The following is a 19,342-nucleotide window of genomic DNA, read 5'->3' on the forward strand; positions in this document are numbered from 1 at the left end:
GTCCCACGCCCCGGTCAGCGTGGCGCCAGGCAGGACCGGGCCACCGAGGAACCGGACCACCGTCAGCTCCCCGCCATCGACCAGGATCCGACGGGATCACCATCGGTAACCACAGCGAGATCACCAGAAGTAACCACCGGTCGGCTGGAAACCGATTCTGCGGCAACGCCGGAAACCGATCCGGAGACCCGCCCGGGCGCCGAACCGGAGATGACACCCGAGGTCGCTTCTTCGGCAACGCCTGGGGTGCCTCCTCCGGTGACCCCAGAGGCAACACCTGGAGTGACCCCAAAGGCAGCGCCAGAGGCGACGCCTGGGGTAGTCCCTCCGGTGATGCCAGAGGCAAGACCGGAACCCCGCAGCGCCAGGTCCGGGACCCGGGCGACCATCTCACCGTCGACCTCGAACTCCTCGACCGCCTCCCGACCGGCGGACCGGATCGTCTCCACCGCCTGCGCCACATAGACCGGGTCGCCGACCGCGTCGTAGACCCACCGGGTGCCGAGAACGGAATGCTCGGTGACGCCGACCAGCCACGCCTCGGCCCCGGCCAATGGCTCACCACGGTAGGTCAGCGGCACGTGCAACAACCGCCCGTCCGCCGCACGCACGATCAGCGTCTCGATGCCCACCGCGCCGGCCGGGTCGTCGAACCGGCCGGCGGCCACCCGCTCGAACCCGTCGGCGCCACCCGACCAAGGCCGGGATGGCAGCCAGCGGTTCAGCAGTTCGATCTTGCTGGGGACGATCGTCGCCTTGTGCAGAAGAGCCATTCCGAAAGCCTAAGCCCTTCCCGAGGCCCGGCCGGGCGCTGTCCACAGGCCCTGGGTTATCCACAATCAAGCGATGCGCCGGATGCGCCGCACCTCCAGAACGAGCAGGATGACGGCGAGCATCACGAAGAACCGGTCGCGATCCCCTCGCGAGGTCACCCGCGGCATGCCGTGGGAGGGCTCGATCAGGGTCCGGTTCCCGCGGAGCGCACGGGCAGCAGCCGGATGTGAGCGATGACTACTGTGGCCGCTATGAAAGGGGTTCTCGGATGGGTGGTTCGGTGGCGGGTGGCGATCCTGGCCGTCACCCTGGTGGTCTCGGCCGGGTTCGAGATCTGGCGGCAGTCGAGCGTGGTCGATCTGCCGTGGTTCGTCGATCTGGTGGTTCGGCTGGTGCTGCCGTTCGGATTGATCCTGTGGATGATCTCGATCAACCGGTCGCACCACCCGGCGGTGCTGCTGACACGGCCCACGGTGCCCGCGCTCGAGGTGCCACCGAATCCGGGGATGATCATCGGAGCGGCCGGTTACACGGTCCTGGGCGTACGGACGATCGGGATGGCGATCCGGGACCTCAACGCCGGCATGGATCTCGTTTTCTCGGTGATCTATCTGGCTTTCTTCCTGCTCGCGCTGGTCATGTTCTGGGCGTCGGCGCTGGGCCGGGCCGGGATCCGGCTGTACCCGGAGGGCATCGTCAACCGGCAACTGCTCGGTTCGGTCTTCATCCCGTGGGACTCGCTGGGCGGGCCGGTGCCTGCGTTCGCCTACCGGCCGGACCGGGTCACCTTGAAGCTGGACGGGCCGGTTCGCAAGCAGGGCTTCGCCCTCGGCGACCCGACGGTCCTGTCGGCGCTGGGGGTCAGTGCCGAGTTGCTGGCGCGGGCGATCCATGAGTACGCGAATCGTCCAGACCTACGGCCCCACATCGGCACGGAGGAGGAGACGGAACGATTCCACGCCATCCCGCAGATAGCAGAACTCACGACCCGATAAGGGCTGGAGGAACGTGTCGCCGACACGGCCGAACTCACCGGGCGGGGATCGCATGACGGAACTGGGGGGCGGCGTGGCTGGAGGACCGGGCTCACCCAGTCCTCAGGTCTAGCCCGCTCCGCTGTCAAGGTTGGGCACGTGGTCAGGTTGGCCCGTCGTCAGGGTTGGGCTTGGTGCCATGGTTGGGCCCGTCGTCAGGGTTGGGCTTGGTGCCACGGTTGGGCCCGTCGTCAGGGTTGGGCTTGGTACCACGGTTGGACTTACTCGTGAGGCTTGGGCTCAGTCGTCACGGTTAGCGCGTCGCCACGGTTAGAAGGTGACTCGCTGGCCTCGGCCGGTGGCTGACGCCCGGTCGTAGAGGTAGCGGGCTACCACCACATCCTCGATCGCTAGGCCGAGGGATTTGAAGACGGTGATCTGTTCCGGGCTTGTGCGGCCGGGGACACGGCCGGTCAGGACCTCGCCCAGCTCGCCATGGATGTGGTCGGGGTTGATCGTTCCGGCCTGTGCCGCTCGCTGGTAGTCGCCGGATTCGTGGATCAGGGATTCCCGGCGGTCGGCGATCAGGACGGCTCGGGCCAGGAGGGCCGGGTCCAGTTCGGCGGCGGTGGGAGTGGAGGAGCCGACGGCGTTGATGTGGGTTCCCGGATCGACCCAGTCGGCCATCAGGATCGGGTCGGCGGCGGTGGTGGCGGTGACGATCACGTCGGCACCGGCGACGGCGGCCTCCGCGTCCGCGAACGGGCGGGTGTTCTCGTCGAACCGGAACGCGGCATCAAAGGTCCGGCCGACGACGCGCACTTCAGCGAACCCGAACCCGGCGGAAGCCTCGGACCCGGCGGCCATCCCGGACCCGGCGGCCATTCCGGAACCGACTGCGGATCCGGAGGCGATGGCACTTCCGGAACCCGCGGCATATCCAGAACCGGCGGCCATACCGAAATCGGCAGCAGATCCGGAACCGGTGACGCCTCCGGAAACCGCGGCATATCCAGGCCCGGCAGAAACTCCGGGACCGGCTTCGGAGCCGGTCCGGGCTTGAGACCCCGGGCCGGCGGAAAATCCAGGGTCGGTTGAATATCCGGGGTCGGATGAATGTCCAGGGCCGGATGAATGTCCAGGGCCGGTGGGCGATCCGGGACCGGTCAGGGCGTGCAGGTGGGCTCGGGCCTGCACGCCGGTGCCGAAGATGGTCAGCACCCGGGAGCCGGGGCGGGCCAGTGCCGCCGTGGTCAGGGCGGAGACGGCGGCGGTTCGGATCTCGGTGACCGCTGAGGCGTTGATGATTGCCAGCGGCTCGCCGGTCTCGTGATCGAAAAGGGTCACCACGCCTTGGTGGGAGTCCTTGCCCAGGAGCGGGTTGCCGGGGAAGACACAGATGGACTTCATGCCGAACGCCGGTTCCGAGGCAGGTGAGGGACCGGACGACGGGCCAGCGGAGACGCCGGCCGAAAAGCCGGCGGACGGGCTGGACGACGAGCCGGCGGACGGACCGGAGGAACGGCCGGGCGCAGCGATGGATGCACCGGCGGGTGAGTGGCCGGTCACGTGGGCGCTCATCAGGCCCAGTAGGCCGTTCAACGACGGTGGGCGGATCACCGTGCGTAACGGCTGGAAGGCGTGACCGCCGGCCAAGGCGGTCAGCGCCGAGCGCATCAGGTCGCGGCACGTGTCGGGAGTGAGCAGGGCGTGCACGTCGGCGGCGGAGATCACCAGCATGGCGATCACGATAGATCGGGCGCACCCTGAGCTGATGAGAGTGCTGTGGGCGATTCCCGCCATGGTGTTGCTCGTCGTGGCTCTGATGTCGGTCAACGAGGGGTTCTACGAGCAGATGATCAACTATGACCCGCAGGGTGATGGCCAGCAGTGGGAGTGGGGCTATCACCGGCAGGTCATGCGGGCGACCTCGGGTGTGCTGGTGGGGCACGTGCTGGCGTTCGTCACCGGAATGTGGCTGGCCCGGCGGTACCCGCACCGCACCGCCCTCCCCTCGGCGAGCGGCCTGGGGGTGGTGCTGGCGCTGGTCGCGTTCGGGACGGCCCGGCTGGTGAGCGGAGGTCCACGACTGCGATCGCCGGGCCCGGCCGGTGTGGAGGATCCCCGGTACTGGGCGCTGATCCTGGCCTTTCCCCTGTTCGCGGCGGCGGGAGTCGGCCTGGGAAAGTTGATCGGGGCGCGTCCGGTGGAGTCGGTCCAGGCGGGATCCGGCGAGGAACAGCGACGGCTGACGAGGAAGGCCGCGGTGGTGGTCCTCGCCACGCTCGGCTGGCTGGTGGTGACGGCTGCCGGGCTGCTGGAGGACGACCGGCTGAGTCTTCCAGCGGTGCTGCTCTGGCTGCTGCCGCCGCTGGCCGCCGCCACCGTGATCGGGATGGGGGCTCTGTCGCTGGACGTCTGGGATCTGAATCCGGCCTTCACCGGCGACTGGGGCGAAGCAGCGGCGTTCGCCCTGGCCGGCTGCCTCACCGCGTGGGCGGTCCTGCTCAACGTCGCCGCCCGGTCCCGCACAAGATCCAGACGAATTGACAGTACGACCTGAAGTCGGCACCCACCCACGACAAGCGAACACACGCCCACCACAACCGGACAGGGCCTTTCCCGGGGGCTGCGGACCCGTTCGCGGTGAATCCCTCGCCCAGGCATCCGCAGAATCTCCGATCTCGGAGAGTTGACCACCGATGGGAGTCCTGTTCTCGGCCGCCTGATCACTTGTGGTCAATCCCTCGCGCGGGCGACCTGCCCAGCAGAAATCTTGGTGGATTTACCACCGAAAACGGTGGTAAATCCGCCAAGATCGGCCGGGTATAACGGTGGAAGTGGACACCCGCGCGAGGGATTGACCGCGAGCGGGCCGGCAGCTGAGAAGAAGGCTCGAAAAGGTGGTAACCACCAAGATCGGCCGGGGACAGGGCCGGAAGTGGACACCCACGCGAGGAATTGACCGCGAGCGGGCCGGCAGCCCAGAGGAAGACTCTATCCGGTGGTAAATCCGCCAAGATCGGCCGGGGGAAACGCCGGAAGGCGGACCATCGCGCGGGGAATTGACCGCGGACGGGCCGGCAGCCCCGAGGAAGATTCTTTTCGGTGGTTAATCCACCAAGATCGACGAAGGTGTGGCCGGAAACGGACACTCGATGTGGGGATTGAACGCACGCGGGCCCGGACTCGAAGCGCGGGGAAACAGCCGGGGGCTTTTGTGGGGAATTCACCGCGAGGGAGGGGTTGAGCGGGGAGGGTCGCATTCGCCCGGCGGGCGCGGGATGGGACGGTCCACCGCGGACGTCGCGCGGTGGACCGTGAGGCTGTCGAATTCGGCGGGGCCACGTCGACCCCGTACCGCCAAGGGTTAAAGACCCATGTCTTTTGCAATGATCATTTTCATCACTTCGGACGTGCCGCCGTAGATCCGGTTGACGCGGTTGTCGGCGTAGAGGCGGGCGATCGGGTACTCGTTGATGAAGCCGTAGCCGCCGTGCAACTGCAGGCAGCGGTCGATGACCCGGTGGGCGACCTCGGTGCAGAAGAGTTTCGCCGACGCGGCTTCGGCAGCGGTCAGTTCGCCGGCGTCCAGGGCTTCCAGCGCCCGGTCGGCCACCGCCTGCGCGGCGTCCACCTCCGCCTGGCAGGCGGCCAGTTCGAACTTGGTGTTCTGGAAACTGGCCACCGGCTGGCCGAACACCTTGCGGTCCTGGACGTACTGCTTGGTGAACCGGATCGCCGCCGCGGCCTGCGCGTACGCGCCGTAGGCGATGCTCAGCCGCTCCTTCGGCAGGTTCTTGCCCAGGTAGTAGAAGCCGCGGTCCTCCTCGCCGAGCCGGTCGCCGACCGGGACGCGCACGTCGGTGAACGCCAGTTCCGCCGTGTCCGAGGTGCGCAGGCCCAGTTTGTCGAGTTTGCGGCCGACGGAGTACCCGGGGAGGGTGGTGTCGACGGCGAGCAGGGTGATGCCGAACCGGCGGTCGTCGGGTTTGGGTGGGGAGGTGCGGGCGCAGACGATCACCCGGTCGGCGAGCACCCCGCCGGTGATGAAGGTCTTCGCGCCGTTGAGCAGGTAGTGGGTGCCGTCCTCGGAGAGGCGGGCGGTGGTGCTCATGCCGGCCAGGTCGCTGCCGGTGCCGGGTTCGGTCATGGCGAGCGCGTACATCGTGTCGCCGGAGACGAAGTCGGGCAGCCAGCGCTGTTTCTGCTCCTCGGTGCCGAGGTCGAGGAGGTAGGGCAGGCCGAGGGCGATGTGGGCGCCGGCCGCGCCGAACGAGACGCCGGCACGCATGGTCTCCTCGGTCTGGATGGCGGCGAACTTGAAGCTGTCGATGCCGGCGCCGCCGTACTCCTCCGGCACCTCGATGCCGAACAGGCCGAGGTCGGCCAGCTGCTTGTAGAGGGCGCGGGGCACCTGCCCGTCCATGAACCACTGGTCGTAGTGCGGCACCACCTCGGCCTCGATGAATTCGCGCAGGGTCTGCCGGAATGCCTCATGGTCCTCGTTGAAAACCGAACGGCGCATGGTCGAGTCCTTTCTAGAGACGGCGGCCGCCGTCCACGTAGATCGTCTGGCCGGTGATGAAGGAGGCGGCGTCACCGGCCAGGAAGGCGACCACCCGGGCGATGTCCTCCGGCCGGCCGACCCGCCGCAGCGGGGTGATCTCGGCGGCCCGGGCCCGCATCTCGGCGGCCGACACCCCGACCCGGGCGGCGGTGGCATCGGTCATCTCGGTCACGATGAAGCCGGGCGCCACCGCGTTCACGTTGATGTTGAAAGGACCCAACTCCATCGCCAGGGTCCGGGTCAAGCCCTGGATGCCGGCCTTGGCCGCCGCGTAGTTGGCCTGACCCCGGTTGCCCAGCGCGGACACGCTCGACGTGTTCACGATCTTGCCGGATCTTTTCGGGACCATGTGCCGCTGTGCCGCCCGGCTGCACAGGAACGCGCCGCGCAGGTGCACGTTCATGACGGTGTCCCAGTCCGACACCGACATCTTGTGCAGCAGGTTGTCGCGCAGCACCCCGGCGTTGTTGACCAGCACGTCCACCCCGCCCAGCTCCCCCGCCACCTTGTTGATCACGGCGTCGGCCTGGGCCTCGTCGGACACGTCGCAGCCGTAGCCGACGGCGGTCCCCCCGGCCGCCTTGATCCGGTCCACGGTCTCGGCGCACGCCTGCTCGTCCAGATCCAGCACCGCCACCGCCGCGCCCTCCCGGGCGAACTGCAGTGCGGTGGCGGCGCCGATACCCCGCGCGGCGCCGGTGACGACGGCTACCCGGCTCATGTGTGCACTCCCTCTAGAAGGCGCTGATCCCGGTCAGCGCGCGGCCGATGAGCAGTTTCTGAATCTGGCTGGTGCCCTCGTAGAGGGTGGTGACCCGGGCGTCGCGCATGGCCTTGCCGACCGGGAACTCGTCGACGTAGCCGTACCCGCCGAAGATCTGGATCGCCTGGTTGGCGGCTTTGACGGCGGCCTCGGTGGCGAAGAGTTTGGCCATCGAGGCCTCGGTCTTGAACGGCAGCCCGCGGTCGACCAGGTCGGCGGCGCGCCACACCAGCAGGCGGGCGGCGTCGGTCTCGACCGCGATGTCGGTGATCATCTCCTGGACCAGCTGGTAGCTCGCGATCGGCTTGCCGAACTGGGTGCGCTCCTTGGCGTAGCCGATCGACGCCTCCAGACAGCCCCGGGACAGCCCGACCGAGCCGGCCGCGACCGCTATCCGGCCTTTGTCCAGGGCGGCCATGGCGATCTTGAAACCGGAGCCCTCGGGGCCGAGCCGGTCCTCATCGCCGACCCTGACGGCGTCCAATCTGATCTCGGCGGTGGCCTGACCGCGAAGTCCCAGCTTGCCTTTGACTTCCTTACGAATAAAACCTGGCATATCCGTATTTATCAGAAACGCTGTTATCCCTGACGGCCCGGGGCCCCCGGTACGCGCGAAGATCAACGCCACCCCGGCCCACGTACCGTTCGTGATGAAGATCTTCTCCCCGGTGATCACCCAGCCGTCACCGTCCCGGACCGCCCGCGTGGTCAGGCCACTCGCGTCCGAACCGGTGCCCGGCTCGGTCAGCCCGAAACACCCCAGGGTCTCCCCGCCGGTCAGCGCCGGAAGCCATCGCGACTTCTGCGCATCGGTCCCATACGCCTGAATGCTCTTGGCGACCAGGCCGAGAGAGACCGAGACGATTCCGCGCACGGACGTGTCGCCCCGCCCCAGCTCCTCCATCATCAGGCAGTACGTCAGGAAGTCACCGCCCGAGCCGCCCAGCTCCTCGTCGATCCCGAGCCCGAGGAAGCCCAGCCCGGCCAGCTTGCCGACGATCGCGGTGTCGACCTGCTCGGCCCGGTCCCACGCGGTGGCGTGCGGCACCACCTCCCGGTCCACCCACTCCCGGGCGAGCTCCCGGAACTGCTCCTGCTCGCTCGTCAGACCGAGATTCATCGCGGCTCCCGTAAAGCTCGGTGACTGAACACTGTCAGGTTTCTCGGCGGATGCTAACTTAACACCGTTAGTTAAACCAAGCCCCTCGGAGGACCGCATGCCCCGGCCGACGACCCCGCTGCTCACCCGGCCCGGCATCCGCACCTCCGCCCTCTCGATCATCGACCGTGCCGGGCTCGACGGCTTGAGCATGCGCAAGCTCGCCGCCGACCTGGGCGTCTCGGCACCCGCGCTGTACAACCACTACCCCACCAAGGAGCACCTGCTCGACGACGTGGCCAGCGAGATCATGGAGCGGGTGGACGTGTCGGCGTTCGCCCACGGCTGGCGGGAGGGCCTGCTGACCTGGGCCCGGTCCTACCGGGCGGCACTGGCCGAGCACCCCAACATCGTCCCGTTCCTGGCCCGCGGCCCGAGCCGGCGGGACGCCTCGCTGCGCCGCGCCGACACCGTGCACGGCGGCCTGGTCGCGGCGGGCTGGCCGCCCCGGGACGCCACGATGATCGGCGCGTCGACGAAATATCTGGTGCTGGGCGCGGCGATGGGCTCGTTCTCCCGCGGTTTCGTCGACGACGTGCAGGTCTATGTGGATCGCTATCCGGCTCTGAACGACGCCCACCGGCTGCGCGAGCACGCCGACGCGGTGGATCGCGACAGCTTCGACTTCGCCCTGACGATGTTCGTCGACGGCCTGGCCGCCCGCCTGGCCCAGCGCTGACCCGGTGCCACTACCCTAGGCGGATGTCGACGATCCGGTCCCGTCCGTACCTTTGGATCCTGGCGGTCGTCGCCCTCGTCGCCGGTCTCGGCGGAGCCGTCCTGCTGAACCGTGACGACGACGCACAGCCCGCCCGGCCGGCCGTCGAGCCGGTGGTCGCCGACGCCGGAGCCGGCACCCGGCCCGCCCCGCCGAAAGCCCGGAAGCCGCCCGCCGACCTGCCGGTGGTGGCGTACGCGAAGGGCCCGGACGGCCTGCCCGACGACCCCGCCCCGGTCTCCGTCGTGGTGATCACCGAAGCGATGCGGCCGACGGCGAAGACGGCGCTCTACGACGCGCCCGGCGGTGAGCCGCTGGCGTTCCTGCCGCCCCGGATCAGCGGGCTGCCCACCGTCGTCCCGATCGTGGCGCGGGAGGAGGGCTGGGCCGCCGTGCTGGTCCCGGCCACCAACCGCAAGGTCGGCTGGGTGCCGACCGCGGGCTGGCGTCCCGAACCGCTGCGCGACCAGCTGGTGGTCAACCTGGCCGAACGCCGGCTGATCTGGCTGCGCGGAGGCGAGGAGCAGGGCCGCTGGACGGTGGCGATCGGCACGAAGAGGACGCCGACGCCGACCGGCCGGACCTACGTGATGGGCCGCACCGGCACCAGCGGCAGCGCCTTCGCCGGGCTGGACGCGCTGGTGCTCGGCTCGGTGCCGGAGGAGCCGGAGAAGCTGTCGGCCGCTCTGCGGGGTGCGCACACCGGCATCCACGCGTGGTCGAACAGCGCCGTCTTCGGCCGCAGCGTCTCCAACGGGTGCGTGCGGATGCCGGCGAAGGCTCAGCGCAAGCTGCTCGACCAGGTGGATCCGGGCACGCCGGTCATCGTCACCGCCTGACCGCCCCGGGCACAGATCATCGTGCGCCCGATCGCACACCGCGGACCCTGAGCACGCCGGGCCACCGGCGCCGAGACGACCGCCTTGATCATCTCTTTACGCGCCTGCTCCAGCAGGTCGGGCATGGCCAGCCCGAGCGCCCGGCAGATCGCCGCGAGGATCTCCGAGGAGGCCTCCTTGGTGCCGCGCTCGACCTCCGACAGATACGGCAACGACACCCCGGCAGCCGCCGCCACCTCCCGTAACGTCCGCCCCTGGCCCTGCCGGACCTTGCGCAGAACCGCCCCGATGACCCGCCGCAACAGTGGCATCCCGGTCTCCTCCCCGTGAGTGTCGTCCCACCGCCATCATCGCCGGTCCGGCCGGGCGGTGCTAAGGTGGGCTCAACCGGATCCCGGATGCAGGCGCTCTCCATCGCCCCCGCTGATCCACTTTCTCCCGCCGCCCCGCGGCATCCACGGCCTCGTCTGCCGTCGCTTTCGAATCGAGAACCATCATGTCCACATCCGTGTCCGTCGACGGCATCGTCGACATCGTCAACGACCGCGCCTGGCTGCGGACCAGCGGCTACGCGCCCTCCCCCACCGACGTCGCCCTGCCGCGTGGCCTGCGCCCGCGCCGCGGCGACCACCTGACCGGCCCACTCGACCGGCTCCGCCCCGCTCCCCCGCGCCCCGACTTCTACCAGCTCACCTCGGTGCACCCGCACGAGCGCCTGATCCTGGAGACCGAGCCGCACCTGCTGACCACCCGCGTGATCGACCTGTTCATGCCGATCGGCAAGGGCCAGCGCGCGGTGATCGCCGCCCCGCCGAAAGCCGGCAAGACCACGGTCCTGCACGATCTGGCCACCGCGATCGCCCACAACCACCCCGAGTGCCACCTGATGGTGCTGCTCGTCGACGAGCGCCCCGAGGAGGTGACCCACATGCGCCGGACGGTGAAGGGCGAGGTGATCGCCGCGACCTTCGACCGCCCGCCGAAGGAGCAGACCGAGGTGGCCGAGCTGGCCATCGAGCGTGCGAAACGCCTGGCCGAGAAGGGTGAGGACGTGGTCCTGCTGCTGGACTCGCTGACCCGGCTGGCCCGCGCGCACAACCTGATCGCCCCGGCTCGCGGCCGCACCCTCTCCGGCGGCCTGGACCCGACCGCGCTGTACCCGCCGAAGCGCCTGCTGGGCGCCGCGCGAGCCCTGGCCGAGGGCGGTTCGGTGACGGTGATCGCCACGGCCCTGGTGGAGAACGGCTCGGCCATGGACACCCTGATCTTCGAGGAGCTGAAGGGCACCGGAAACGCCGAGCTGAAACTCGATCGCGCGCTGGCGGAATCCCGGACATATCCGGCGGTGGACATCGCCGCCTCCGGCACCCGCCACGACGAACTACTGCTGCACCCCGACGAGTTGCCGCTGGTGAACCGCCTACGCCGCACCCTGACCGGCACCGACCGCCGCGAGGCGATGCCCCAGCTCTCCCGCCTGCTCACGGCGACCTCGTCCAACGCGGCGTTACTACAGAAGATCCGTCTCGGTACGCCTACCGAACGGTCCCCTGGCTAACCTCGCAGCCAGCCGATCCCCCCAGACCGTCCGCGGCCGCCGGGCGTGAGCGTTCCGTCACCGCCACCCCGCCCCGTGCCCTCGTTCAGGCGATGTTCGCGTCCCGCGCCATCCGCTCGACGGCCAGTTTCGCTTCGAGCAGGCCTTCTCGGTGTGCTCCCGGTAGGCCTTGATCGCGTGGATCTTCCGTCCGTTGCGGAGGTGCTCGATGCGGTTCCATCCCCACATGGTGGACCACCCCGTCATGATCGTCCGGCCTGGGCCGGTGACGGGATTCCGCTTCCGGCCGCCGGGCCGCGGGACGGGCTCGGGCCGGCCGGCCCGGTTGTCGCGTTTTGTGCGGCCGGGGCGGGTCGCACCACCGATAGGCTGCTCGGATGGCGGTCGAGGCGGTGGTGCGGGAGTTGCTCGCCGCCGTTCCGGCGGGGTGCACCTGGATGGTTCCGGTGTTCGGGTCGGAGGGGACGATCGCCGACTTTCGGATCGCGGCTACCAGTGACCGGATCCGGGACATCTTCGGGCGGGGCACCCAGCGGATCGACCGCCTGCTCGGCGAGCTGTACCCCGCACTGGTCGGCGGGCCGTTGTGGCGGCTCTACCTGGAGGTGATGACCACCGGGGTGCCGGGGCGGATGGACGAGTTCCGGTATGCGGAGAACCGTTCGGGAGTGGTCGCCGAGTCGCGGTTCGAGATCAGCGCCTACCGGGTGCTGGGCGGGCTGCTGGTGTGGTGGCAGCGGGTCGACGAGCATCAGCGGCGGCTGGAGCACACCGAGATCCTGGGCAGCCTGGGCTGGTCCGAATACGACCTGACGACGGGGCGGACGGACTGGTCGCCGGGCATGTACCGGATTCACGGCCGCGATGCCGGGCACGGGCCGCTGTCGCGGATGGATCAGGCGCGGGCGATGCTGCCGGAGGACCGCCCGATCGCCGAGGCGGCCTGGCAGACGTTGGACAGTGGGGCGACCTCGGATGTGACCGTTCGGTTCCGCGTACACGATCGGGTCAAGCATCTGCGAATCTTGTCGGATGTGGCCCGGGACGCTTCCGGGGCTCCGGTGAAGATCTACTCCGTGGTGCAGGACGTCACCGCGCGGGTGGAGTACCGCACCGAGATCGAATCGCTGTCCGACCGGCTCCGGACCGGGGAGATGACGGCGCTGGCCGAGCATCGGCTGGCCGGCCAGCTGCAGAACCTGATCCAGCCGGTGCCGGTCGCCCCGTTCGCGCTGGCCGGGCTGGAGGCGATGGTCAGCTATCTGCCGGCCGAGAGCACCACCCGGGTCGGCGGCGACTGGTATCACGCGCGAACCCTGCCGGACGGGCTGGTCGCGCTGGCCGTCGGGGACGTCGCCGGGCACGGGCTGGAGGCCGCGAGCGGCATGGCGCATCTGCGGTTCGCGCTGGTGGCGTGGCTGTCGATCGGCATCCGCGACCCGGGCGAGCTGCTCCGGCACATGAACCGGCTGAGCGCTCAGCTCGACATCACCGGTACGGCCGTGGTGGCGGTCTACGATCCCCGGGCGCGTTCGCTGGGGTGGGCGCGGGCCGGTCATCCGCCGCCGCTGCTGGGCCGGGCCGGGCGGGCCACCGAGCTGGACCGGCCGCCGGGGCTGCTGCTGGGGGCCGAGCCGGAGGCCGGCTTCCCGACCGTGGACTCCGTGCTGGAGACGGATGATCTGGTGCTGTTCTTCACCGACGGCCTGGTGGAACGCCGTGACCACAGCCGGGCCCCCGAAGTCCGTGATCACCTGTCGGCGGTGTCGGCGGACCGCGGGACCGGACGGTTGACCCGGCTCCACCGGCTGTTGCACGCACCGAGCCCGGACGACGACACGTGCACTCTGGCGATCCGGGTGACCTAGGCGTCGATCATGCCGTACCGGGCCATGATCTCGGCTCGCCGGGCGCTGTTGACGGCCCGCACCCGGCGGCCCACGAACAGCACGTCGGCAAGCGTCCACAGGCCGAGCCCGCCGAGGGTGAACAGCATCGCCACCGACCGCCCGGTGTCGCCGAGATAGAACCGGTGCCCGCCGATGATCCCGGTCAGGAACCAGAGCAGATACGCGGTACGGGCATCCTTGCGCACCGACGCGAATTCGTGCTCGGCCCGCCGTAGCCGGTACTGCGGATCGTTCACCGGATCGCCGCCGCGAACAGCTCCGGGGCGGTGTGCGCGGCGAAGTGTGACTGCCCGTCGAGAGTCACCCGTTCGGCGGCCGGGCAGGCGGCGGCCAGCGCGTCCATGGTCTCCGGCATCGGCGCCCAGGTGTCCCCGCCCTGCACGATCCGGATCGGCACCCGGATGCCCGACCACCGGTCGATGTCGGGCCCGTCGGCGGCGAGGGCTTCCAGGTCGTGCAGCATCCCGGTGGTCTCGCCCGGATCGGCCGGCCCGAGCTGGTCGGCGAACGGGAACCGGGCCACCTCGGCGGCGAAGATCCGGTTGGCGGCGAGCAGGTCACCGGCGGTGAGCGCGGCCCGGAACCGTTTCAGCGCGCCGACCGCCCCGGCGGCGAAGAGCGGAGGTTCAAAGACGGTCAGGGTACGGATCCCGGCCCCCGATTCCAGCGCCGCGTGCAGCCCGACCGTGGCGCCGTAGGACACGCCGGCGACCCGAGCCGGCCCGGACCGTTGCAGCACGGCCCGCAGGTCCGCGACGTCGCCGGCGAAGAGCGCTGGTTCGCCGGCCCCCGGCGCGTAGCCCCGGCGCTCGTAGACCCACACCTCGAACGCGTCGGTGAGCAGCGGCACGACCGGATCGAACGAGTCCAGCCCACCGGCCGACCCGTGCACCAGCACCAGCGGTTCGCCGCGCCCGGTCCGCCGGGCCGCCAGCCGGGTGCCGTCCGCCGAGATGATCTCCATGTGTCGTTCCCGTCCACGAGCCGGTCCGGCGCCCATTGTTGCGCAGCGGGTCACCGGAGCGGCCGGCCCCCACCGCGGGGGTGGGGGCCGGGGTCTCAGCGGCTCATCGGACGTGGATGTTCGGCTGTGCCGGGGTGTTCATCCCGTTGCCGAGGAAGAAGCCGGGGTGCGGCGGCTGGTTGTAGGCGGTGTTCTGCCAGGCGACGGCGACCCGGTACTGCGAGTCGTGCATCAGCGTGTGGATCCGCCGGTCGGTGACCGTGGGTGTGCTGTGGATCCGCAGCGCCGACGAGTCCGACAGCCGCCACACGATCTCCTCCCGCCAGTCGCCGAACAGGTCCCCGGAGACCGCCGGGGTCTGTTTGGTGGTGTTGTTGGAGGCCACTCCGGACGCGGTCAGCAGCCGGGTGTCGCCGCCGGTGCCGTACTTGTCGACCCGGGTGGCGTCGACCAGTTCCCGGACCGGGTCGCCGTCCCACAGCCGGTACACCTCGAGCCCGGCCCGGGACGGGATGAAGTCGCCGACGTGCAGCGCGTCGCCGTGGCCGAGGCCGCTGCGCCACATCAGGGTGCCGTTGTCGTTGATCGCCGCGGCCCCGTACATGATCTCGTCCTTGCCGTCCTGGTCGGCGTCGGCGATGGACAGCTGGTGGTTGCCCTGGCCGTAGGCGCCCACGTTGCCGGTGCCGGAGTCGTAGGTCCAGCGGCTGGTGAGGGTGCCGTTGCGGAAGTCCCAGGCGGCGATCACGGCGCGGGTGTAGTAGCCGCGGGCCATGATCAGACTCGGTCGCTGCCCGTCGAGGTAGGCGGTTCCGGCGAGGAAGCGGTCGACCCGGTTGCCGTACGAGTCACCCCAGCTGCTGACCGTCCCGCGCGCGGGGGTGTAGTTGACCGTCGACAGCGCGGCGCCGGTCTGTCCACTGAACATCGTCAGGTATTCGGGGCCGCTCAGGATGTATCCGGACGAGTTGCGGTGGTCGGCTGTCGACGAGCCGATCACCACGCCGGTGCCGGAGCGGGTGCCGTCGGCGGTCTTCATCGCGATCTCGGCCCGGCCGTCGCCGTCGTAGTCGTACACCTGGAACTGGGTGTAATGCGCCCCGGCCCGGATGTTGCGGCCCAGGTCGATACGCCACAGCCGGGTGCCGTTGAGCTTGTACGCGTCGATGTAGACGTTGCCGGTGTACCCGGACTGCGAGTTGTCCTTGGCGTTGGACGGATCCCACTTGACGATGATCTCGTAGACGCCGTCGCCGTCCACGTCACCGACCGACGCGTCGTTGGCCGAGTAGGTGTAGGCGACGCCGTCCGGCGTGGTCCCGCCGGCCGGTATCGAGAGCGGAACATCGAGGTAGCCGTTGCCGAAGGTCAGCGAGACCGGCGAGGCGGGCTGTTCCACACCGTTGACGACGGCGTTGACTGTATACGCCGAACCGGCGGCCGCCCCGGCGTCGAGATAGTTGGTCGAGTTGACGATCGGGGTCGCGTTGATTCTCGTGCCACCCCGGTAGACGTTGAATCCGGTCGAGTACGGCTCGGTGCCGAGCAGCCGCCAGCTGACCAGGTTGCCGCTGCCGCTGCGGACGCTGATCAGCCCGCGGTCCAGGTCCTCCATCTGCCGTCCGGCGCCGGCCGGCGGTGGGGTGGTGGTGGGCGGGGCGGTCGGCCCGGAGAGCTGGTTGAAGTTCCACTGCATGCGGGCGATGTCGGAGCAGGTCTCCTGCACGATCGGGTTGTTGCCGGCGGTGGACCCGTCCCGGTTGCTCAGGCACAGCCCGGTGGCCACGTTCTTGACGATCCATTTGCCGGACGCCGCGGTGGACGCGCTGAACGTCCACAGTTGATTGTTCTTGAGCCCGTCGCCACAGCCGTACTGCTGCAGTTGCAGTCCGGATGTGGTCGCCGAACCCGGCACGTCGACACAGCGCCCGCTGTTGACGTTGGCCAGGTTGAACCGCCCGTCGGGCCGGCCCACCACCTTCCACCGCTGGTCGGTGGCGGCGGTGTCGCAGGCGGTCTGGATCAGTGGCGCCGCGTTCTCGGTGGACGCGCCGGTGACGTCGACGCACTTGCCGCTGGATCCGGAGGCCAGGGTGTAGACGCCGTCCGCGACGGGGGTGGCCGCGGCGGCGGGGAGCATGGTCACCGCGACGAGGCCGGCCGGGACGCCGGCCGCCAGGACGCCGGTGGCGGCCAGGGCCCGGCGTGGCCGCCGGGTTCTCGCTGAGGACATGGTGTTCCTTTCGCCTGGGGATGCGGGGGAACGGACCCGAAGGTCCACCCGGGTAGATGCCGCACCCGGCAGGCGACAACAGAAATCGAGAGGCGTGCCGATCTCCGGCGCGGAGCGCGACGGAACGGGCCACCCGAACCGGAACTCGCCGCGATCCGTGGCCGGGGTCGGGTGGNGCCGCGGCTCGATTCGAGCCGCGGCGCGGCACACGAACGGCGGCCGCTAGAGGTCGAGGCAGATGCGGACCAGGGTGCCTTCCGGGACACGGGTGGTCCGGACCGAGTCGCAGACCCGTTCGACGATGGCCAGGCCGCGGCCCCGGATCGCCTCGGCGGAGGGCATCGAGCGGCCGAACGGGCGGTCCACACCCCGGTCGACCACGTCGCAGACCAGCCGGCCGTCCTCCGCCCACACCCGGATGTGCCCGCCGCCGGAGGTGTGCTGCAGGGTGTTGGTGGTCAGCTCGCTGACGGCCAGGGTGAGCACGTCGATCCGGGCCTCGGGCAGCCCGAGGGCGAGGGCCCGCTCGGTGACGAAGGCGCGGACCCGTCGCAGGTCGTCGGGAACCGAGTAGGACATCCCGTCGGCGGCGGTCTCAGGCATGGCGGCTCTCGTCGGCGGGCGCGCGCAGCAGGCCGTCCAGCCCGGTGATCTCCAGGACGGTGGCGACGGCTCCGGTGGCGTGCAGCACGTACACGTGGCCGCCGGTGTGTTTGGCGGCGTGGTGGGCGGTGATCAGGCTGTGCACCCCGCTCGAGTCGATGAAGGTGAGCCGGGACAGGTCGACGAAGACGGCCCGGGAGCGGTGCACGGCGTCGAGCAGGACCGCGGTCAGGTGCTCGCGGTGGGACAGGTCGCACTCGCCGGTGAGGGACACGGTGATGCGGCCGCTGCTGGCGGAGGTCCTCGCCTCGAAGTTCGCCATCGATCGCCGACCCTTCCCGCGGCAGTTCCCGCCCCGGCCATCATGACATCCCGGCCGCCGGAGCGGTGCCACGGCGGGTCACCCGGTGGCGGGCAGCCGGTCGACGAGGACGGCCAGGGCGCGGCCGATCGCGGTCAGGCCGGCGTGGGGCGGCCCGCCGGGCTCGCTCATGTACTGATCACGCCGGATCTCGATCATCAGCGCCCGCACCGCCGGGTCCCGGTGATAGTGCTTGAGCGGCACGTAACAGCCGGCGAACGGGCTGTCCAGGGCGCTCTCCGGGAACGCCGCGCGACCGGCCGCGACCAGCCCGGCCGGGGTGTGGAACCGGTCGGTGCCGAGGCAGACCGGCGGCCGGGGCCCGTCGCCGTGCAGTTCGTACCGCAGGCGCTCGGTCGGATAGGAGTGCACGTCGATCACGTAGGCCCGGCCGGTGGCGGTCAGCCGCTTGTCGACGAGGGCGGTCATGGCTTCGGCGTACGGCCGGAAATGGTCTCGCAGGAGAACCTTGTCGCGCTCCGGATCGTCGTCGCGCAGCCGCCCGCCGGCGTGTCCGTGGGTGTAGACCGGTCCCATGCCGACCTGGACCATCTCGTCGTCGGTGAACCGTTCCGGGTCGACGACCAGCCGGGACAGCCGGTTGACGAAGATCCACGGCCGGATCGCGGTCAGGTCGGCGGCGAGAAGAGCGATCTCATCGGTGTACGCGTCGGTCAGGTGATCCAACTCGCCGGACACGTCCGGGTAGAGCCCTGACTCGACGAGAGCACGCGACGCGTGGGGCACGTGCAGGATCACCGGAGACCCCGGATCACCGGGCAGAACGTCGAAGGCCACCGCACGAGGATACGCGCGGTGGCCTTCGGCGGGACTGCTTACTTGTCGCCGGCCGCGGCACCGCAGATGGTGTCGATGAGCAGGCGGGTCACCACGTACGGGTCGACGTTGGCGTTCGGGCGACGGTCCTCCAGGTAGCCCTTGCCGTCCTTCTCGACCTGCCACGGGATGCGCACCGAGGCGCCACGGTCGGAGACGCCGTAGCTGTACTCGGTCCACGGGGCGGTCTCGTGCAGGCCGGTGAGGCGCTCGTCGATGCCCGCGCCGTAGCCGTCCACGTGCTCCTGGCGCTTCTTGCCCAGCGCCTCGGCACCCGCGATGATCGCGTCGTAGCCCTCGCGCATGGCCTTGGTGGAGAAGTTGGTGTGCGCGCCGGCACCGTTCCAGTCGCCCTTGACCGGCTTGGGGTCGAGGGTGGCGGAGATGCCGTGCTTCTCGGCGATGCGGTAGAGCAGCCAGCGGGCCACCCACAGCTCGTCGGCGACCCGCGGCGCGGCGACCGGGCCGATCTGGAACTCCCACTGGCCGGGCATGACCTCGGCGTTGATGCCGGACAGGTGCAGGCCGGCGGCGAGCACGGCGTCCATGTGCTCCTCGACGACCTCACGGCCGAAGACCTCGTCGGCGCCGACGCCGCAGTAGTAGCCACCCTGCGGGGCCGGGTAGCCGCCGCCGACCGGGAAGCCGAGCGGGCGGCCGTCCTTGAAGAACGTGTACTCCTGCTCGATGCCGAAGATCGACTCCTGGTCGGCGTACTTCTCGGCGACCGTACGCAGGGCGGCGCGGGTGTTGGTCGGGTGCGGCTCGCCGTTGATCAGCTCGACCTCGCACAGGACCAGGATGTTGTCGCCACCGCGGATCGGGTCGGGACAGACGAAGACGGGCTGGAGAACACAGTCCGACTTGTCGCCGGGCGCCTGGTTGGTGCTGGACCCGTCGAAGCCCCAGATGCCGGGCTTCTCGCCAGCGGCCAGGATCTTGGTCTTGGAACGCAGCTTCGCGGTGGGCTGGGTCCCGTCGATCCAGATGTATTCGGCCTTAACCGCCATTGTTCGTCTTCTCCTCAAAAGGGGTACTCGGGGCGTACACCAGCTCATCCTGGAAAAGCTCGATAAACA

General features: G+C 70.0%; 17 protein-coding genes and 2 pseudogenes. 6 read left to right on the top strand and 13 right to left on the bottom strand.

Annotation, left to right across the window (positions count from 1 at the left end):
* Positions 1–62: 62 nt before the first annotated feature.
* Positions 63–773 (bottom strand): CG0192-related protein, encoded by a 711-nt coding sequence (locus ACQ0O7_RS28625; protein ID WP_430786233.1) that lies wholly within the window; start codon positions 771–773, stop codon positions 63–65.
* 252 nt (positions 774–1,025) lie between these two features.
* Here ACQ0O7_RS28625 and ACQ0O7_RS28630 point away from each other — a divergent pair, with 252 nt between their 5' ends.
* Positions 1,026–1,769 (top strand): hypothetical protein, encoded by a 744-nt coding sequence (locus ACQ0O7_RS28630; protein WP_430786235.1) that lies wholly within the window; start codon positions 1,026–1,028, stop codon positions 1,767–1,769.
* 309 nt (positions 1,770–2,078) lie between these two features.
* Here the strand turns inward: ACQ0O7_RS28630 and ACQ0O7_RS28635 are convergent, their stop codons facing one another.
* Positions 2,079–3,551: a hypothetical protein gene (locus ACQ0O7_RS28635; RefSeq protein ID WP_430786237.1), complete on the bottom strand. Its 1,473-nt coding sequence runs from the start codon at positions 3,549–3,551 to the stop codon at positions 2,079–2,081.
* On the opposite strand from ACQ0O7_RS28635, the gene ACQ0O7_RS28640 reads away from it, so the two are divergent.
* Entirely contained in the window at positions 3,523–4,311 is a 789-nt protein-coding gene (locus tag ACQ0O7_RS28640; protein ID WP_430786239.1) for a hypothetical protein, read from the top strand. The genes ACQ0O7_RS28635 and ACQ0O7_RS28640 overlap by 29 nt on opposite strands.
* A gap of 807 nt (positions 4,312–5,118) precedes the next feature.
* Here the strand turns inward: ACQ0O7_RS28640 and ACQ0O7_RS28645 are convergent.
* Genes ACQ0O7_RS28645 through ACQ0O7_RS28655 form a run of 3 tightly spaced genes read right to left on the bottom strand, consistent with a single transcriptional unit; the run spans position 5,119 to position 8,201 of the window.
* Positions 5,119–6,276 (bottom strand): acyl-CoA dehydrogenase family protein, encoded by a 1,158-nt coding sequence (locus ACQ0O7_RS28645; RefSeq protein WP_430786241.1) that lies wholly within the window; start codon positions 6,274–6,276, stop codon positions 5,119–5,121.
* Positions 6,277–6,289: 13 nt separating this feature from the next.
* Entirely contained in the window at positions 6,290–7,039 is a 750-nt protein-coding gene (gene fabG, locus ACQ0O7_RS28650; RefSeq protein WP_430786243.1) for a 3-oxoacyl-ACP reductase FabG, read from the bottom strand.
* Between the two features lie 13 nt (positions 7,040–7,052).
* Positions 7,053–8,201: an acyl-CoA dehydrogenase family protein gene (locus ACQ0O7_RS28655; protein ID WP_430786245.1), complete on the bottom strand. Its 1,149-nt coding sequence runs from the start codon at positions 8,199–8,201 to the stop codon at positions 7,053–7,055.
* A 97-nt stretch (positions 8,202–8,298) separates the two neighbouring features.
* Here ACQ0O7_RS28655 and ACQ0O7_RS28660 point away from each other — a divergent pair, with 97 nt between their 5' ends.
* Both ACQ0O7_RS28660 and ACQ0O7_RS28665 read left to right on the top strand, forming a co-directional pair.
* Positions 8,299–8,919 (top strand): TetR/AcrR family transcriptional regulator, encoded by a 621-nt coding sequence (locus ACQ0O7_RS28660; protein WP_430786247.1) that lies wholly within the window; start codon positions 8,299–8,301, stop codon positions 8,917–8,919.
* 23 nt (positions 8,920–8,942) lie between these two features.
* Positions 8,943–9,797, top strand: a complete 855-nt coding sequence (locus tag ACQ0O7_RS28665; protein ID WP_430786249.1) for a L,D-transpeptidase — start codon at positions 8,943–8,945, stop codon at positions 9,795–9,797.
* Positions 9,798–9,886: 89 nt separating this feature from the next.
* On the opposite strand, the pseudogene ACQ0O7_RS28670 reads toward ACQ0O7_RS28665, so the two are convergent.
* Positions 9,887–10,108, bottom strand: a pseudogene (locus ACQ0O7_RS28670) (helix-turn-helix domain-containing protein); the annotation flags it as partial.
* 197 nt (positions 10,109–10,305) lie between these two features.
* On the opposite strand from ACQ0O7_RS28670, the pseudogene rho reads away from it, so the two are divergent.
* Together rho and ACQ0O7_RS28680 are read left to right on the top strand one after the other, a co-directional pair.
* A pseudogene (rho, locus tag ACQ0O7_RS28675) lies at positions 10,306–11,355 on the top strand (transcription termination factor Rho); the annotation flags it as partial.
* A 377-nt stretch (positions 11,356–11,732) separates the two neighbouring features.
* A complete protein-coding gene (locus tag ACQ0O7_RS28680) occupies positions 11,733–13,223 on the top strand; it encodes a PP2C family protein-serine/threonine phosphatase (RefSeq protein WP_430786251.1) in 1,491 nt (496 codons plus the stop codon).
* On the opposite strand, the gene ACQ0O7_RS28685 is transcribed toward ACQ0O7_RS28680, so the two are convergent.
* The 7 genes from ACQ0O7_RS28685 to glnII all read right to left on the bottom strand — a co-directional run bounded on the left by ACQ0O7_RS28685 (position 13,220) and on the right by glnII (position 19,273).
* Positions 13,220–13,501 (bottom strand): TM2 domain-containing protein, encoded by a 282-nt coding sequence (locus ACQ0O7_RS28685; protein WP_430786253.1) that lies wholly within the window; start codon positions 13,499–13,501, stop codon positions 13,220–13,222. The genes ACQ0O7_RS28680 and ACQ0O7_RS28685 overlap by 4 nt on opposite strands.
* Positions 13,498–14,229 (bottom strand): alpha/beta fold hydrolase, encoded by a 732-nt coding sequence (locus ACQ0O7_RS28690; protein ID WP_430786255.1) that lies wholly within the window; start codon positions 14,227–14,229, stop codon positions 13,498–13,500. The genes ACQ0O7_RS28685 and ACQ0O7_RS28690 overlap by 4 nt, the downstream gene beginning before the upstream one ends.
* A 103-nt stretch (positions 14,230–14,332) precedes the next feature.
* The gene (locus ACQ0O7_RS28695; RefSeq protein WP_430786257.1) at positions 14,333–16,462 is read right to left on the bottom strand and encodes an RICIN domain-containing protein; all 2,130 of its coding nucleotides are present in this window, start codon (positions 16,460–16,462) and stop codon (positions 14,333–14,335) included.
* A 222-nt stretch (positions 16,463–16,684) separates the two neighbouring features.
* Positions 16,685–17,065 (bottom strand): ATP-binding protein, encoded by a 381-nt coding sequence (locus tag ACQ0O7_RS28700; RefSeq protein ID WP_430786259.1) that lies wholly within the window; start codon positions 17,063–17,065, stop codon positions 16,685–16,687.
* Complete coding sequence (locus ACQ0O7_RS28705) at positions 17,058–17,387, bottom strand: STAS domain-containing protein (protein WP_430786261.1); 330 nt, start codon at positions 17,385–17,387, stop codon at positions 17,058–17,060. Before ACQ0O7_RS28705 ends, ACQ0O7_RS28700 begins: the two co-directional genes overlap by 8 nt.
* Positions 17,388–17,465: 78 nt before the next feature.
* Positions 17,466–18,224 (bottom strand): N-formylglutamate amidohydrolase, encoded by a 759-nt coding sequence (locus tag ACQ0O7_RS28710; RefSeq protein ID WP_430786263.1) that lies wholly within the window; start codon positions 18,222–18,224, stop codon positions 17,466–17,468.
* Between the two features lie 38 nt (positions 18,225–18,262).
* On the bottom strand, positions 18,263–19,273 hold the full coding sequence (gene glnII, locus ACQ0O7_RS28715; protein ID WP_430786265.1) for a glutamine synthetase: 1,011 nt from the start codon (positions 19,271–19,273) through the stop codon (positions 18,263–18,265).
* Positions 19,274–19,342: the final 69 nt, after the last annotated feature.

Source organism: Actinoplanes sp. G11-F43, assembly GCF_050589265.1.
Taxonomy (GTDB): Bacteria; Actinomycetota; Actinomycetes; order Mycobacteriales; family Micromonosporaceae; genus Actinoplanes.